At 54.5% G+C, this 16029-nt stretch carries 13 protein-coding genes; 8 read left to right on the top strand and 5 right to left on the bottom strand.

Annotation, left to right across the window (positions count from 1 at the left end; genetic code table 11):
- Positions 1 to 29 precede the first annotated feature (29 nt).
- Both pntB and pntA read right to left on the bottom strand, forming a co-directional pair.
- Positions 30 to 1418, bottom strand: a complete 1389-nt coding sequence (gene pntB, locus ACQG0S_RS09785) for a Re/Si-specific NAD(P)(+) transhydrogenase subunit beta (protein ID WP_022647939.1) — start codon at positions 1416 to 1418, stop codon at positions 30 to 32.
- A 10-nt stretch (positions 1419 to 1428) separates the two neighbouring features.
- Positions 1429 to 2958, bottom strand: coding sequence for a Re/Si-specific NAD(P)(+) transhydrogenase subunit alpha (gene pntA / locus ACQG0S_RS09780; RefSeq protein ID WP_017384575.1), 1530 nt, complete (start codon positions 2956 to 2958; stop codon positions 1429 to 1431).
- A gap of 535 nt (positions 2959 to 3493) precedes the next feature.
- On the opposite strand from pntA, the gene ydgH reads away from it, so the two are divergent.
- The 3 genes from ydgH (at position 3494) to folM (ending at position 6768) form a co-directional block, all read left to right on the top strand.
- Positions 3494 to 4438, top strand: coding sequence for a DUF1471 family protein YdgH (ydgH, locus tag ACQG0S_RS09775; protein WP_048966461.1), 945 nt, complete (start codon positions 3494 to 3496; stop codon positions 4436 to 4438).
- Positions 4439 to 4623: 185 nt separating this feature from the next.
- Entirely contained in the window at positions 4624 to 6006 is a 1383-nt protein-coding gene (locus ACQG0S_RS09770) for an amino acid permease (protein ID WP_023306086.1), read from the top strand.
- Between the two features lie 39 nt (positions 6007 to 6045).
- Positions 6046 to 6768, top strand: a complete 723-nt coding sequence (gene folM / locus ACQG0S_RS09765) for a dihydromonapterin reductase (RefSeq protein ID WP_048966460.1) — start codon at positions 6046 to 6048, stop codon at positions 6766 to 6768.
- On the opposite strand, the gene ACQG0S_RS09760 is transcribed toward folM, so the two are convergent.
- Positions 6765 to 7100: a GlpM family protein gene (locus ACQG0S_RS09760; protein WP_022647934.1), complete on the bottom strand. Its 336-nt coding sequence runs from the start codon at positions 7098 to 7100 to the stop codon at positions 6765 to 6767. The two genes, folM and ACQG0S_RS09760, sit on opposite strands and share 4 nt — an antisense overlap.
- Positions 7101 to 7227: 127 nt before the next feature.
- Between ACQG0S_RS09760 and rstA the strand changes: the two genes are divergently transcribed.
- From rstA to tus, 4 genes are all read left to right on the top strand, one after another.
- Positions 7228 to 7944 carry a two-component system response regulator RstA gene (gene rstA / locus ACQG0S_RS09755; RefSeq protein ID WP_032671147.1) on the top strand — a complete coding sequence of 239 codons (717 nt, stop codon included), beginning with the start codon at positions 7228 to 7230 and terminating at the stop codon, positions 7942 to 7944.
- A 389-nt stretch (positions 7945 to 8333) separates the two neighbouring features.
- Positions 8334 to 8753 (top strand): anti-adapter protein IraM, encoded by a 420-nt coding sequence (iraM, locus tag ACQG0S_RS09750; RefSeq protein WP_048966459.1) that lies wholly within the window; start codon positions 8334 to 8336, stop codon positions 8751 to 8753.
- Positions 8754 to 9078: 325 nt separating this feature from the next.
- Positions 9079 to 10377, top strand: coding sequence for a two-component system sensor histidine kinase RstB (rstB, locus tag ACQG0S_RS09745; protein ID WP_048966458.1), 1299 nt, complete (start codon positions 9079 to 9081; stop codon positions 10375 to 10377).
- 74 nt (positions 10378 to 10451) lie between these two features.
- Positions 10452 to 11381, top strand: a complete 930-nt coding sequence (tus, locus tag ACQG0S_RS09740; RefSeq protein WP_022647930.1) for a DNA replication terminus site-binding protein — start codon at positions 10452 to 10454, stop codon at positions 11379 to 11381.
- Here tus and fumC read toward each other — a convergent pair whose 3' ends face one another.
- Positions 11382 to 12776, bottom strand: coding sequence for a class II fumarate hydratase (fumC, locus tag ACQG0S_RS09735; RefSeq protein ID WP_022647929.1), 1395 nt, complete (start codon positions 12774 to 12776; stop codon positions 11382 to 11384).
- A 182-nt stretch (positions 12777 to 12958) separates the two neighbouring features.
- On the bottom strand, positions 12959 to 14605 hold the full coding sequence (gene fumA / locus ACQG0S_RS09730) for a class I fumarate hydratase FumA (RefSeq protein ID WP_063137517.1): 1647 nt from the start codon (positions 14603 to 14605) through the stop codon (positions 12959 to 12961).
- Positions 14606 to 14804: 199 nt separating this feature from the next.
- On the opposite strand from fumA, the gene manA reads away from it, so the two are divergent.
- Entirely contained in the window at positions 14805 to 15980 is a 1176-nt protein-coding gene (manA, locus tag ACQG0S_RS09725) for a mannose-6-phosphate isomerase (RefSeq protein ID WP_426750272.1), read from the top strand.
- Positions 15981 to 16029: the final 49 nt, after the last annotated feature.

The raw sequence follows: 16029 nt of genomic DNA, 5'->3' as shown, positions 1-16029 counted from the left end.
CAGGGGCGGTTTGACAGGATGAAGCGGAATTAAAGAGATTTCAGAATCGCATCCACGCTGGCCTTGGCGTCGCCAAACAGCATGTGGGTGTTATCTTTAAAGAACAGCGGGTTCTGCACGCCAGCATAGCCGGTGTTCATAGAGCGTTTGAAGACAATGACGTTCTGCGCCTTCCACACTTCGAGAACAGGCATACCCGCAATCGGGCTGCGCGGATCGTCCTGCGCCGCCGGGTTAACGGTGTCGTTGGCGCCAATCACCAGCACGGTGTCGGTGTCGGCGAAATCATCGTTGATCTCGTCCATTTCCAGCACGATGTCGTAAGGCACCTTCGCTTCCGCCAGCAGCACGTTCATGTGGCCTGGCAGACGCCCCGCCACCGGGTGAATACCAAAGCGAACCTTGATACCGCGCGCGCGCAGTTTCTCGGTGATTTCCGCCACCGGATACTGCGCCTGCGCCACCGCCATGCCATAGCCCGGGGTGATGATAACGGAATGCGAGTTTTTCAGCATCTCTGCGGTGTCTTCCGCACTGATTTCACGGTGTTCACCCACTTCCTCATCAGAACCGGTTGATGAACCGTCAGAACCGAAGCCACCCGCGATGACACTGATAAACGAGCGGTTCATCGCCTTACACATGATGTAAGACAGGATCGCACCGGAAGAACCGACCAGCGCACCGGTGACAATCAGCAGGTCGTTGCTCAGCATGAAGCCTGCTGCCGCCGCTGCCCAACCGGAGTAGGAGTTCAGCATGGAGACGACTACCGGCATATCTGCCCCGCCGATAGACGCCACCAAATGCCAGCCGAAGGCCAGCGCGATAATGGTCATCACCAGTAACGCCAGCACCTGCAAGCCTACGCTTTCGGTACGCACGAAGACCACCAGCAGCACAAAGGAAACGACCAGCGCCGCCAGATTCAGCTTGTGGCGGTTAGGCAGCATCAGCGGTTTGGAAGAGATCTTCCCGCGCAGTTTGCCGAACGCCACGATTGAGCCGGTGAAGGTCACCGCGCCAATGAAGATGCCGAGGAACACTTCGGTCAGGTGGATGTTCACCAGAATCGGTTCCAGACCCGGTTCGTGGTACAGATAGCTGTTGAAGCCCACCAGCACCGCGGCCAGACCCACGAAGCTGTGCAGAATAGCAACCAGCTCCGGCATCTCGGTCATTTCAACGCGTTTCGCCAGACGAATACCAATCGCACCACCGATGATCATCGCCACCAGGATCCACGCCACGTTGCCGGTGTCCGGCCCAAAGATGGTGGCAATCAGCGCAATCGCCATCCCGGCGATACCAAAGTTATTTCCCTGCTGAGACGTTTCGTGTTTGGAAAGCCCCGCCAGACTGAAAATAAACAGGATTGCAGCAACAATGTATGCGGCTGTAACTAATCCTCCAGACATATGCTACCCCTTAGCCTTTACGAAACATTTTCAGCATGCGCTGAGTCACGGTGAAACCACCGAAAATATTGATACTGGCGATCAGCACTGCAATGAAGCTCAGGAAGCTGATCCAGCCGCCATGACCAATTTGCAGCAATGCCCCAACCACGATAATCCCGGAGATGGCATTGGTAACCGACATCAGCGGGGTATGCAGCGCATGGGAAACGTTCCACACGACGTAGTAACCCACCACGCAGGAGAGCGCGAAGACGGTGAAGTGGCCAAGGAACTCTTTTGGCGCGACGTCCGCCAGCCAGCCAAACAGGATAATGACCAGCGCCATGATGGCGTATTTGCGCCACGGCGACGCAGGTTTCGCTGGTTCTGCAGGCTCAGGCGCCGCTTTCGGCGCAGCCTGAGGCTGAGCGGAAACCTGTATCGGCGGTGCAGGCCAGGTGATTTCCCCTTCACGCACCACGGTCACGCCGCGCACCACCACATCATCAAAATCAACGGTGATGTTGCCGTCTTTCTCTTTGCAGAGCAGCTTCAGCAGATTAACGAGGTTCGTGCCGTACAGCTGAGAGGACTGGGTTGGCAGACGTCCTGGCAGGTCGGTATAACCGATCACCTTCACGCCGTTCGCGGTCGTCGTGACCTGATTTGGCACGGTATACTCACAGTTACCGCCGTTTTGCGCCGCCAGATCGACAATCACGCTGCCCGGCTGCATGGAATCCACCATCTCACGGGTGATCAGCTTCGGCGCCGGTTTACCCGGAATAAGCGCGGTGGTGACAATGATGTCCACCTCTTTTGCCTGCGCCGCAAAGAGCGCCATTTCCGCCTTAATAAAGGCTTCAGACATGACCTTCGCGTAACCATCACCGCTGCCCGCTTCTTCCTTGAAGTCCAGCTCAAGGAATTCGGCGCCCATACTCTGCACCTGCTCCTTCACTTCCGGCCGGGTATCAAACGCACGAACAATAGCGCCCAGGCTGTTTGCGGCCCCAATAGCGGCAAGACCTGCCACACCGGCACCAATTACCATCACCTTCGCGGGTGGTACTTTGCCTGCGGCCGTAATTTGACCGGTAAAGAAGCGACCAAACTCATGCGCAGCTTCGACAATGGCGCGATAGCCGGCAATGTTTGCCATAGAACTCAGCGCATCCAGAGACTGCGCGCGCGAAATACGCGGCACGGAATCCATCGCCATCACGGTGACACCGCGTGCCGCCAGCTTCTCCATCAGCTCCGGGTTTTGGGCTGGCCAGACAAAGCTCACAAGCGTCGTGCCCGCGTTCAGCAGTTCAATTTCACTCTCTTCCGGTGCGTTTACCTTCAGAATAATGGGTGATTGCCAGACCTCAGCACCGTCCACTACGTCCGCGCCAGCCTGAGTAAAGGCCTCGTCATCGAAACTCGCCAGTTTGCCCGCGCCGCTTTCAATCGCGACGGTAAAACCCAGTTTAAGCAGTTGCTCCACCGTTTTTGGTGTTGCCGCTACGCGGGTTTCATTGGCTAACCGTTCTTTTGGTACCCCAATACGCATAGTTTTCCCTTCCATCGGTTTGTGATGATGGTTTGTCGATAATTGCCCGCGGTTCGTATCAATTTTCACCATCGCGATAACGACGGAAAATGATTAACCCCGGAAAATAAAACAGTAACAAACTTTCTATAACCTACTGAAAATAGCGCCCGTGATCTACCGCCAGAAAACACTATTTCTTATTTTATCTGTGAAAAATAAGCGATCGGGGTCACTGACAGAGATATTTACCTTAAATTCGCCTTCAGGACCGATAAATCGCGCAAGCGAAGCGGTAAAAACATGATATAGCGCCATAAAAGAACAACTCATTAACATTAAATTAACTTGTAAAAGTCATATGCTTAATCAGTTTTTCTTGTGAAACGCCTGTTTTTTTCACATATCACAAAATGTTATCGAATCAGGTCCTTTGCTGAGCACAGGCTGTGAAAAATGCCGCAGACAGCGACGGGTGTTAAATGCCATAATCGGGACCGTCTCAAATTAACAACAACACCAGTACATGGTTTGCGCAAGGCGAAGGATTATTTTTATGAAGCTTAAGAACACACTCCTGGCGTCCGCACTTTTTTCCGCGACCGCCCTGTCAGCGAATGCTGCGACAGAGTTGACGCCGGAGCAAGCGGCAGCGTTAAAACCTTTTGACCATACGGTCATTGTGGGTCGGTATAATTCCATTGGCGATGCCGTCGCCGCCGCATCAAAAGCCGCCGATAAAAACGGCGCTGCCTCGTTTTACGTTGTTGACCAGTCCGATCAGGGCAACAGCGGTAACCAGCGCGTGACTGTTGCGCTGTACAAAGAGAATGCCCCAAAGGCAGATGAACAGAAAAACCGCGTGATTAACGGCATTGTTGAACTGCCGAAAGATCAGGCTGTTCAGCTGGAACCGTATGACACCGTGACCGTTCAGGGCTTCTACCGCAGCCAGCCTGAAGTTAACGATGCCATCACCAAAGCCGCGAGAGAAAAAGGCGCTTACGCGTTTTATATCGTGCGTCAGGTTGATGCCAACCAGGGCGGAAACCAGCGCATTACCGCCTTCATCTATAAGCAAGATGCGAAAAAACGCGTAGTGCAAAGCCCGGATGCGATTCCAGCGGATTCAGAAGCCGGTCGTGCTGCGTTAGCAAAAGGCGGTGAAGAAGCGAAGAAAGTTGAAATTCCGGGCGTAGCAACGTCTGCGGCACCAAGCGCTGAAGTGGGTCGTTTCTTTGAAACCCAATCCACCAAAGGCGGTCGTTATACCGTTACGTTACCAGACGGCACGAAAATTGAAGAGCTGAACAAAGCCACTGCCGCGCAGATGGTGCCGTTCGACAGCATCAAGTTTACGGGCAACTATGGCAACATGACAGAAATCTCCTATCAGGTGGCGAAGCGTGCTGCGAAGAAAGGCGCGAAGTATTACCACATCACCCGCCAGTGGCAGGAACGTGGCAACAACCTGACCATCAGTGCTGATCTGTACAAGTAACAAAACGGTTTCATAAAGGCGGCGCAGTGCCGCCTTTTTTGTTACTTTTTTTCTGATTTCTGCCCCATGTCATTGCATGCATCCGTCACACTCCGTAAAATCCCGCGCCTTAGCGTGATCCACCATTTTTATGCGCCTTAGCGAAATAATTATTCTGGATTTGGACTTTTCATAACAGGAAGCCAATGGAAAAGAAACTTGGCCTGAGTGCGTTAACTGCACTTGTATTGAGCTCAATGCTGGGCGCGGGCGTATTCAGTTTGCCGCAGAACATGGCGGCCGTCGCCAGCCCGGCCGCATTACTAATTGGCTGGGGCATCACCGGCGTCGGGATTTTGCTGCTGGCGTTCGCCATGCTGCTGCTGACCCGTATCCGACCGGATCTGGACGGCGGAATATTCACTTACGCCCGTGAAGGTTTTGGCGAGCTGATTGGCTTCTGCTCCGCCTGGGGCTACTGGCTGTGCGCGGTGATCGCCAACGTCTCCTATCTGGTTATCGTCTTCTCGGCGCTCAGTTTCTTTACCGATACGCCCGAACTGCGCCTGTTTGGTGACGGCAATACCTGGCAGTCCATCGTCGGCGCCTCGGTGCTGCTGTGGATTGTTCACTGGTTGATTTTGCGCGGTGTTCAGACCGCGGCCAGCATTAACCTGGTGGCGACGCTGGCCAAGCTGGTGCCGCTTGGCCTGTTCGTCGTGCTGGCCTTCCTCGCCTTCCGTCTCGATGTCTTTACGCTCGATTTCAGCGGTATTGCGTTGGGCGTTCCCGTCTGGGAGCAGGTGAAAAATACCATGCTGATTACCCTGTGGGTGTTCATCGGTGTTGAAGGTGCCGTCGTGGTCTCTGCCCGCGCGCGTAACAAACGCGACGTGGGACGCGCCACGCTGCTGGCCGTCCTGGCGGCGCTGGGCGTTTATCTGCTGGTGACGCTGCTGTCGCTCGGTGTGGTGGCCCGCCCTGAACTGGCGGAGATGCGTAATCCGTCCATGGCCGGGCTGATGGTGAAAATGCTCGGTCCCTGGGGTGATGTGGTTATCGCGGCAGGTTTGATTGTCTCCGTCTGCGGCGCGTACCTGAGCTGGACCATTATGGCGGCGGAAGTTCCGTTCCTGGCCGCCACGCACAAAGCGTTCCCGCGCCTGTTTGCCCGTCAGAATAAAAACAGTGCGCCATCGGCTTCTCTGTGGCTCACCAACATCAGCGTGCAGGTCTGTCTGGTGCTGATCTGGCTCACAGGTTCGGACTATAACACGCTGCTGACCATCGCCTCCGAGATGATTCTGGTACCCTATTTCTTAGTGGGCGCATATCTGTTAAAAATTGCGACCCGCCCGGCACACTATGCGGTAGGCGTAGGTGCCTGTATTTACGGTCTATGGTTATTGTATGCTTCCGGCCCGATGCATCTGCTGCTGTCCGTGGTGCTCTACGCGCCAGGCCTGCTGGTATTTATCTACGCTCGCCGTACGCATCAGCTTGATAATGCCCTTAAGCGCCGCGAAATGGCGTTGATAGGTTTGCTGTTAGTCGCTGCCGTACCGGCAACGTGGATGTTAATGGGATAGCGCCGCCTGTCCCATTGTTGAACTGAAAAGGAGATTACGATGGGACACACGCAGCAACGCCCAATATTGATCACTGGCGCAGGCCGTCGCATCGGCCTCGCCCTCGCCCATCACTTTCTCAATCTTCGCCATCCGGTTATCGTCAGTTACCGCACGGAATATCCCTCCATTGAAGGGCTACGACATGCCGGAGCCGTCTGCATTCAGGCGGATTTCTCCACGGATGAAGGTATTCTTGCTTTCGCGGAAAAAGTGAAATCGACCACCCCCGGGCTGCGGGCGGTTATTCACAACGCCAGTACCTGGCTTCCTGAAAAAGCAGGACATTCGCTCAGCGAAACGCTCGCCTGCATGATGCAGATCCACGTTAATGCGCCTTATCTGCTCAACCATGCCCTACAGGATCTGCTGCGCGGACACGGCCATGCCGCAGGCGACATTATCCATTTCACCGATTACGTGGTGGAGCGAGGCAGCGATAAACACATCGCCTACGCGGCCAGCAAAGCCGCGCTGGATAATATGACTCGCTCGTTCGCGCGCAAGATGGCCCCCGAGGTAAAAGTCAACGCGATTGCCCCGGCGATGATTTTATTTAACGAGGGCGATGATGCCGAGTATCGTCAGCAGGCGCTTAACAAATCGTTGATGAAAATTGCGCCCGGCGAGAAAGAGGTGATCGACCTGATCGATTATCTGCTGACCAGCTGTTACGTCACGGGAAGGACGTTTGCCGTGGACGGTGGCCGCCCGCTGCGCTAGTGAAAGCGGCTCCAGAAGAAGATGAGCACCCAGGCGCTGAGGCTCCAGCAGACCACCGCCCCGCCCAGCGCCAGGGGCAGACGCAGAAAACCGGTGAAGTACCACAGCGACAGCAGATAAATGAAATACGGGATGATTGACCACATCCCGAATACAATGGTGGCCCGCAGCGCCTCTATACCCCGCTCAGAGGCCACAATATAGTGCGCAATTAACGCAAAGGTGGGAAACAGCGGGATAAGCCCGGCAATGTAGTAGTTCTTCGTTTTAGCCAGCACCCCAATCAGCAGCACGACCAGCGCACCCAGCGCGGCTTTGATCAACAGCCCCATTCTTTTCCCTTAACAATCAAATAACATTCCCGTGCAGGATAACGGAACTCCGGCTAATTATGAAAGATTAATGGAAGGTTAAGGTTGTGCGGTGTATGTTGACGTTTTTCGCGATGACAGACGTAGTATGAATAAGATTGTTTATGTTGAAGATGAACCCGAAGTGGGTCAATTAATCGCCGCTTATCTGGGTAAACATGATATTGAAGTGGTTGTCGAACCTCGTGGCGATCGCGCTGAAGACGTCGTCACCCGCGAAAATCCGGACCTGGTGTTGCTGGACATTATGCTGCCCGGAAAAGATGGCATGACGCTTTGCCGGGATCTGCGCGCGAAGTGGGACGGCCCGATCGTGCTGCTGACCTCTCTCGACAGCGATATGAATCATATTCTGTCCCTTGAGATGGGCGCGAATGACTACATCCTGAAAACCACGCCGCCGGCGGTCCTGCTTGCCCGTTTGCGCCTTCATCTGCGTCAGCGTGCCAGCGCTGAGCGTGAAGCGCCTGCGCCCTCTTTAACGCCGCATAAGGCGATGCGGTTCGGCACGCTTTCTATCGACCCGGTCAACCGACAGGTTATGCTTTCCGGGGAGCTAATTGCGCTCTCAACCGCAGATTTTGACCTGCTGTGGGAGCTGGCAACTCATGCCGGGCAAATTATGGACCGGGATGCATTGCTGAAAAATCTGCGCGGCGTAAGTTACGACGGAATGGATCGTAGCGTTGATGTGGCGATTTCTCGCCTGCGAAAAAAACTGCAGGACAGCGCCACCGAGCCCTACCGCATTAAAACCGTACGTAATAAGGGCTACCTGTTTGCCCCGCACGCATGGGAAACCTGAAAAAAAACTACACAGTAAATTTCGAAAAATAACTTGCGATGCATCAGGAATGTTATCGGTATACGTCGTAAGTTTTCGATTATATGCATCGTTAGTCATGAAATATCCCTTGATCACATTCCTCTTACCTGTTCAATTTCGATGTGCATTTTTCGCGTAAACAAAAGTAGCTCTAATGTATTTCATTGCTATAGTACAATATATATTCAGCAGTTCAGGAACCATTATCGATCAAAAATCCGTCACTTAAATGCACATTGTGTTAAAAATGAACTTTACAATTGACTAAATTATTATCTTATCCTTATGAAAACAAAGGGGATATAGTTAGCATATAAATAATATTGATCTTTTTCAATAGCTTACGCGTTTGCAGAAATCTAATTCTCATGCTAAACCTTATACTCTCTCAATTATTTAATGAACGAGGTATAGCAATGTCATGGAGAGTCATTAGCTCGGTAATTTGTCCTAACACGGGGATCGTTTATTCAAGCATCTTGGGACTCAAGTTCTTGAAACTCATCATTTGGTATGAAAGCGATGTTTATTTGTACCCCGGCGATAGGATATATCCGACAAAGAATGGCGTCTTCATTAATGGTGTTTTCAAGCCAATATCGATATACAACATCTCCCCTTACAACGAGATGTTATGGAGTGAAATTAAAAACAAGATGGCCTGCCCATACAATCGAAACCAGGAAGAGGAGATATGTACCTACGCGGTGCATTGCAACGCGCGTAAGTGTCCGCATGGGTTTGCCACGAATCCACTGATTGTCAGCACAGTCAAATCCAGACATTAACGAATGTTGGTAATGTTCAGGTTACAAAGATAAGTATCTTTGTCGCACCGTTTGCGCCGGATACCTCTCACTGGTAAACACCATAAATAAAGCCACCCGCAGGTGGCCTTTGTCATTGTTATTCTGATTCACAAATACTCTCAATCGCAAATAAACTCGTATAGCGAAGCGTAAACGGATTACCCGGGCATTGATGGAATAAAGCGATGCCGTGTTTTATTACCTTTCGACGATTACCCCTTTTCAACGCATCATGCCTGACTTGCGCCCATAGCGACCCTGCTGGTAAAAGACGTGTAGTGAAGCCCCTGTTTCGGTGAAATTAATGAAGAAGCTGTTTGTTCAGTTTTATTTACTGCTGTTTGTCTGCTTTCTGGTGATGACCATGCTGGTCGGGCTGGTCTATAAGTTCACCGCAGAGCGTGCGGGCAGACAATCCCTGGACGATCTGATGAAAAGCTCGCTCTACCTGATGCGTAGCGAGCTGCGCGAAATTCCTCCGCATGACTGGGCACGTACGTTAAAAGAGCTGGATCTGAATCTGTCGTTTGATCTGCGTATCGAACCCCTGAAGGATTTTGATTTAGCGCCGCCGGCGATGCAGCGTTTGCGCGATGGAGTCATCGTCGCCCTGGACGAGAAATATACCTTCATTCAGCGTATTCCGCGCAGCCACTATGTCCTGGCCGTCGGGCCAGTGCCCTATCTCTATTACCTGCACCAGATGCGCCTGCTGGATCTCGCCCTTCTGGGCTTTATTGCCATCTCGCTCGCTTTCCCTGTGTTCATCTGGATGCGACCGCACTGGCAGGACATGCTGAAACTGGAATCCGCCGCACAGCGTTTTGGGGAGGGTCATTTAACTGAACGCATACATTTCGACAGTGGTTCCAGTTTTGACCGTCTCGGTATTGCCTTTAACCAGATGGCCGATAACATCAACGCCCTGATTGCCAGCAAGAAGCAGCTTATCGACGGCATTGCGCATGAACTGCGCACTCCGCTGGTACGCCTGCGTTATCGCCTGGAGATGAGCGAGAACCTCACCGCCGCGGAATCGCAGGCCCTCAATCGGGATATTGGCCAGCTTGAAGCGCTGATTGAAGAGCTGCTGACCTATGCCCGCCTCGATCGGCCTCAGACGGAGTTGCACCTCAGTACGCCGGATCTTCCCGTCTGGCTACAGACGCATATTAACGATGTGCAGAGCGTTAACCCTCAGCGAAAACTGCTTACAGCCATTACCCCCGGCGCGTACGGCGCGCTGGACATGCGCCTGATGGAACGCGTGCTGGATAATCTGATGAACAACGCCATGCGCTACAGCGAAACCACGCTGCGCATAGGTTTAGATTTGCAGGGGAGCCAGGCAATTCTGTGTGTGGAAGACGATGGCCCCGGTATTGAGCCAGCGGAGCGTGAAAAAGTTTTCGAGCCGTTTGTGCGCCTCGACCCCAGCCGCGACCGTGCTACCGGCGGCTGTGGTCTGGGGCTGGCTATCGTCCGTTCTATTGCCCAGGCAATGGGCGGTTCGGTTCGCTGCGAAGCGAGCGAGCTGGGCGGGGCCCGGTTCGTCTTTAGCTGGCCGATCTATCACAACATTCCTCTTCCCATACCTGCCTGAACTAAACCGCACGCTGGCCTGACCCGGCGTGTTGTGCTATATCAGTAGTATGTTGTAACTAATTAAGGGCTATTATGGCGACTTACGATCTCATCGAAAGGCTTAACACCACATTTCGGGAAATAGAGCAGGCGTTACTGACCCTGACGGCGCAACTACAGGGCTGCCGCCTGCTGGCCGCCCGCGTCTTTTCCCTGCCCGAGGTGGCGAAAGGCGCGGAACACGACCCGCTGAACACCATTGAGGTAACGCAGCATATCGGTAAAGTGGCGCTGGAACTGACGTTGCAGCACTATCGCCGCCTTTTCATCCAGCAGCAGTCCGAAAATCGCAGCAGTAAGGCCGCCGTTCGCCTGCCCGGCGTCATCTGTCTGCAAACGGATACCGCAACGCGTGAAGCCATTGAGGCGCAAATTACGCATATTAATACGCTGAAAGCCGCCTTCGAGAAAATCGTGACCGTTGAGTCCGGGCTGGCACCGGCTGCCCGTTTTGAATGGGTGCATCGCCAGCTTCCGGGGCTGATCACCCTGAATGCTTACCGCACGCTGACGGTACTGCGCCACCCCGCCACGCTGCGCTTCGGCTGGGCCAACAAGCACATCATTAAAAACTTCACGCGCGACGAGATCCTGGCTCAGCTGGAGAAAAGCCTGAAATCGCCGCGAACGGTCGCCCCGTGGTCGCGGGAACAGTGGATTGAACGGCTGGAGCAGGAGTACCACAGCATTGCCTCCCTGCCGGCTGATACCCGTCTTAAAATAAAGCGTCCGGTCAAGGTGCAGCCTATCGCTCGTGTCTGGTATGCGGGACAGCAAAAGCAGGTGCAATACGCCTGCCCGACACCGCTGATTGCGCTCTACGATGCCGATCAGGGTGCGGTGGTGCCGGATATCGGAGAACTGCTGAACTACGATGCTGAAAACGTTCAGCATCGCTATAAACCCCAGGCACAGCCGCTACAGCTGATTATCCCGCGGCTGCACCTGTATGTGGCGCAGTGATTACCTGATGCTGCCCACCATCGCTTCCGGGCGGACCCAGGCATCAAACTCGGCGTCCGTCAGGTAGCCCAGCGCCAGCGCAGAGGCTTTCAGGGTAAGCCCCTCTTTGTGCGCTTTTTTAGCGATTTCGGCCGCTTTGTCATAACCAATATGGGTGTTTAGCGCCGTGACCAGCATCAGGGACTCATTCAGCAGCTGGCTGATTCGCTCGCGATTAGGCTCAATGCCCACCGCGCAGTGCTCGTTAAAGCTCTCCATGCCATCGGCCAGCAGACGAATCGATTGCAGTACGTTGTGGATCACCATCGGGCGATAGACGTTAAGCTCGAAGTTACCCGACGCGCCGCCCATGTTGACCGCAACGTCATTACCCATCACCTGACAGCACAGCATGGTCATGGCTTCGCACTGCGTCGGGTTTACTTTACCCGGCATAATGGAGCTACCCGGCTCGTTTTCCGGAATGCTGATTTCGCCGATGCCGCAGCGCGGGCCGGAGGCCAGCCAACGCACGTCGTTGGCGATTTTCATCAGCGAGGCTGCCAGCCCTTTCAGCGCGCCATGGGTATGGACCAGCGCATCACAGGTCGCCAGGGCTTCGAATTTATTCGGGGCGGTAACAAACGGCTGCCCGGTGATCTTCGCCAGCTCTTCGGCCACACGCACCGCGTACTCGGGATGGGTGTTTAACCCGGTGCCAACCGCCGTTCCGCCGAGCGCCAGCTCCGCCAGATGCGGCAGGCTGTTGTCTATATGCTTAAGATTGTGCTCCAGCATCGCCACCCAGCCGGAGATCTCCTGGCCAAGCGTCAGCGGCGTGGCGTCCTGCAGGTGCGTACGACCAATTTTTACAATGTCGCCGAAAGCCTGCGCTTTCTCGTTAAGCGTAGATTTGAGCACGTTGAGTTGCGGGATAAGCTGCTCGCGGATAGCGATGACGGCCGCCACGTGCATGGCCGTCGGGAACACGTCGTTGGAACTCTGGCTTTTATTCACGTCATCGTTCGGGTGAACCTTCCGCTCCATGCCGCGCACGCCGCCAAGGAGCTCGCTTGCGCGGTTCGCCAGCACCTCGTTCATGTTCATGTTGCTCTGGGTGCCTGAGCCGGTCTGCCAGATGGCAAGGGGGAATTCGTCGGGATGTTTGCCCGCCAGCACTTCGTCGGCGGCATTGATGATGGCGGAGGCTTTATCGGCATCCAGCAGGCCCAGATCCTGATTGACTTTGGCGGCAGCGCGTTTGGTCAACGCCAGCGCCTGGATTAGCGAGACGGGCATTTTCTCTGTCGAAATGCGGAAATGCTCCAGCGAACGCTGGGTTTGCGCGCCCCATAGCTTGTCGGCCGGGACGTCGATGGCGCCCATGGAGTCTTTCTCGCGGCGATGCATTGTCATTACTTACTCCTTGATAGCAAAGAAGGGATTGCTCACATGCTTAAGAGATAAGTATTGATGACTTCTGAGAAACGTTATGGCGCTTTGTGCGCTCTTTTTGATGTCGGGTGGCGGCTGCGCCTTACCCGACCTACGAGAATGTAGGCCGGGTAAGCGTCAGCGCCACCCGGCAATTTACAGAATTACTTCACACACGCCGAACACTGGGAAGACTGGATCTGTTTGAAGAAGTCGTTACCTTTGTCATCCACAAGAATGAACGCCGGGAAGTCTTCCACTTCAATTTTCCAGATCGCTTCCATACCCAGTTCCGGGTACTCCACGCACTCCAGGCTCTTGATACTGCCCTGTGCCAGCACCGCTGCCGGGCCGCCGATGCTGCCGAGGTAGAAGCCGCCGTGCTTGTGGCACGCGTCCGTCACCTGCTGGCTGCGGTTGCCTTTCGCCAGCATGATCATGCTGCCACCGTTGGCCTGCAACTGGTCGACGTAGGAGTCCATACGGCCCGCCGTCGTTGGGCCTAACGAGCCGGAAGCATACCCATCAGGCGTTTTTGCCGGGCCTGCGTAGTAGATGGGGTGATCTTTAATGTACTGCGGCAGCCCTTCACCGTTGTCCAGGCGCTCTTTCAGCTTCGCATGGGCGATGTCGCGGCCCACGATAATCGTCCCGTTCAGGGAAAGGCGCGTTGAAACCGGATACTGCGAAAGCTGCGCCAGGATCTCCTTCATTGGGCGATTCAGGTCAACGCGTACCGCTTCGCCCTCACCCGCTTTACGCAGTTCTTCAGGGATGTATTTGCCCGGGTTGTTCTCCAGCTTTTCGATCCAGATGCCGTCGCGGTTGATCTTCGCTTTGATGTTACGATCCGCAGAGCACGACACGCCCATCCCCACTGGACAGGATGCACCGTGGCGCGGGAGGCGGATCACGCGAATGTCATGCGCGAAGTATTTGCCGCCAAACTGCGCGCCCAGCCCCAGATTCTGCGCTTCGGCCAGCAATTCCTGCTCAAGCTGCACGTCGCGGAACGCCTGACCATGTTCGTTACCTTCCGTTGGCAGGCCATCGTAGTATTTGGTTGAGGCCAGCTTAACGGTTTTCAGGGTGCTTTCAGCAGACGTACCGCCAATCACAAACGCGATATGGTACGGCGGGCAGGCCGCAGTGCCGAGGGTGCGCATCTTCTCAACCAGATAGTTCTTCAGCTTGCCCGGGGTAAGCAGCGCTTTGGTTTCCTGGTAAAGATAGGTTTTGTTGGCTGAACCGCCGCCTTTGGCGATGCAGAGGAATTTGTACTCGTCACCGTCGACACTGTAGAGGTCAATCTGCGCAGGCAGGTTGGTGCCGGTGTTCACCTCTTTGTACATATCCAGCGCCGCGTTTTGCGAATAGCGCAGGTTATCTTCGGTGTAGGTATTGTAGACGCCGCGCGCCAGCGCCGCTTCGTCACCGCCGCCGGTCCAGACGCGCTGGCCTTTTTTACCGGTGATAATCGCCGTGCCGGTGTCCTGGCAGGTTGGCAGAATGCCTTTCGCCGCGATATCAGAGTTACGCAGGAATTGCAGGGCAACGTACTTATCGTTCTCGCTGGCTTCCGGGTCGCTCAGAATATCGGCAACCTGCTGCTGATGCGCCGGACGGAGCATAAAGGAAGCATCGTGGAAGGCTTGCTGCGCCAGCAGCGTCAGCGCCTGCGGGTCAACTTTGAGGATCTTCTGCCCTTCAAACTCAGAGACAGAAACGTAATCGCGGGTTAACAGGTAATACTCGGTCCGATCCTGACTGAGGGGGAAAGGATCCTGATAATGGAAGGGTTTATTCGACATTGTTCTCTCACTTACTGCTTCGGTCTGTTTATTCAGGGCAGATGTTCCGCTGCCCGGCTTAAAAGCGAGTCAGCTTATCCTACACAATTTTTTAACAAAAACTGAGACTAGTACGACTTTTTACATCCGCAGGTTACTTCCATTCGGTTTATTGCTTTAATACGCGAAGTTAATTCCACATATGAATCAGGGCTTGATAATGCAAAAACTCATCAACTCAGTGCAAAACTACGCCTGGGGAAGTAAAACTGCGTTAGCGGATCTCTACGGTATCGCCAACCCGGACAACCTGCCGATGGCAGAGCTGTGGATGGGCGCGCACCCGAAGAGCAGCTCAAAAATTGAAGATGCCAGCGGCCAGGTGCGCAGCCTGCGTGATGTCATCGATGCCGACAAAGCCGCGCTGCTCGGCGATAAAGTGGCGAATCGTTTTGGTGAGCTGCCTTTTCTGTTCAAGGTATTGTGCGCCGACCAGCCGCTCTCCATTCAGGTTCACCCGAACAAAAAAGCCTCTGAGCTGGGCTTTGCCAAAGAAAATGCCGCCGGTATTCCGTTAGACGCCGCAGAGCGTAACTACAAAGATCCTAACCACAAGCCGGAACTGGTTTTCGCCCTTACCCCTTTCCTGGCGATGAATGCCTTCCGCGAGTTTTCCGAGATCATCTCCCTGCTGCAACCGGTCGCTGGGGCTCACAACGCGATCGCCCACTTCCTGGAAAACCCGAACGCAGAAGCCTTGAGCGCGCTGTTTGCCAGCCTGCTGAATATGCAGGGCGAGGAAAAATCCCACGCGCTGGCGGTGCTGAAAGCCGCGCTGAACAGCCAGCAGGGTGAACCATGGGACACGATTCGCGTAATTTCCGCGTTTTATCCGGACGACAGCGGCCTCTTCTCTCCGCTGCTGCTGAACGTGGTGAAGCTCAACCCAGGCGAAGCGATGTTCCTGTTCGCTGAAACCCCGCACGCCTACCTGAACGGCGTGGCGCTGGAGGTGATGGCTAACTCCGATAACGTACTGCGCGCGGGCCTGACGCCAAAATACATCGACATCCCTGAGCTGGTTGCCAACGTGAAGTTCGTGGCGAAACCTGCTGCGGAGCTGCTTACTCAGCCGGTGAAAAACGGCTCAGAGCTGGACTTCCCGATTCCGGTTGACGATTTTGCCTTCTCCCTGCATGACCTCAGCGCAGACGAAACCGCCATTGCACAGGAGAGCGCCGCGATCCTGTTCTGTGTGGAAGGCGAAGCGACGTTGCATAACGGTAGCGAGCGTCTGCTGCTTAAACCGGGGGAGTCCGCTTTTGTCCCGGCAAACGAGTCGCCTGTCTTAGTGAGCGGCACTGGTCGCCTGGCGCGCGTTTTTAATAAGCTTTAGGGACTTACTGAATTTTTTAACAACTCTTGCTAAGCTAGTAACAGGCGTT

Source organism: Enterobacter cloacae complex sp. 418I7, assembly GCF_050030705.1.
Classification (GTDB): Bacteria; Pseudomonadota; Gammaproteobacteria; order Enterobacterales; family Enterobacteriaceae; genus Enterobacter; species Enterobacter intestinihominis.
The sequence above is the reverse complement of the archived record's forward strand: the minus strand, read 5'-3'. Positions and strand labels throughout refer to the sequence as shown.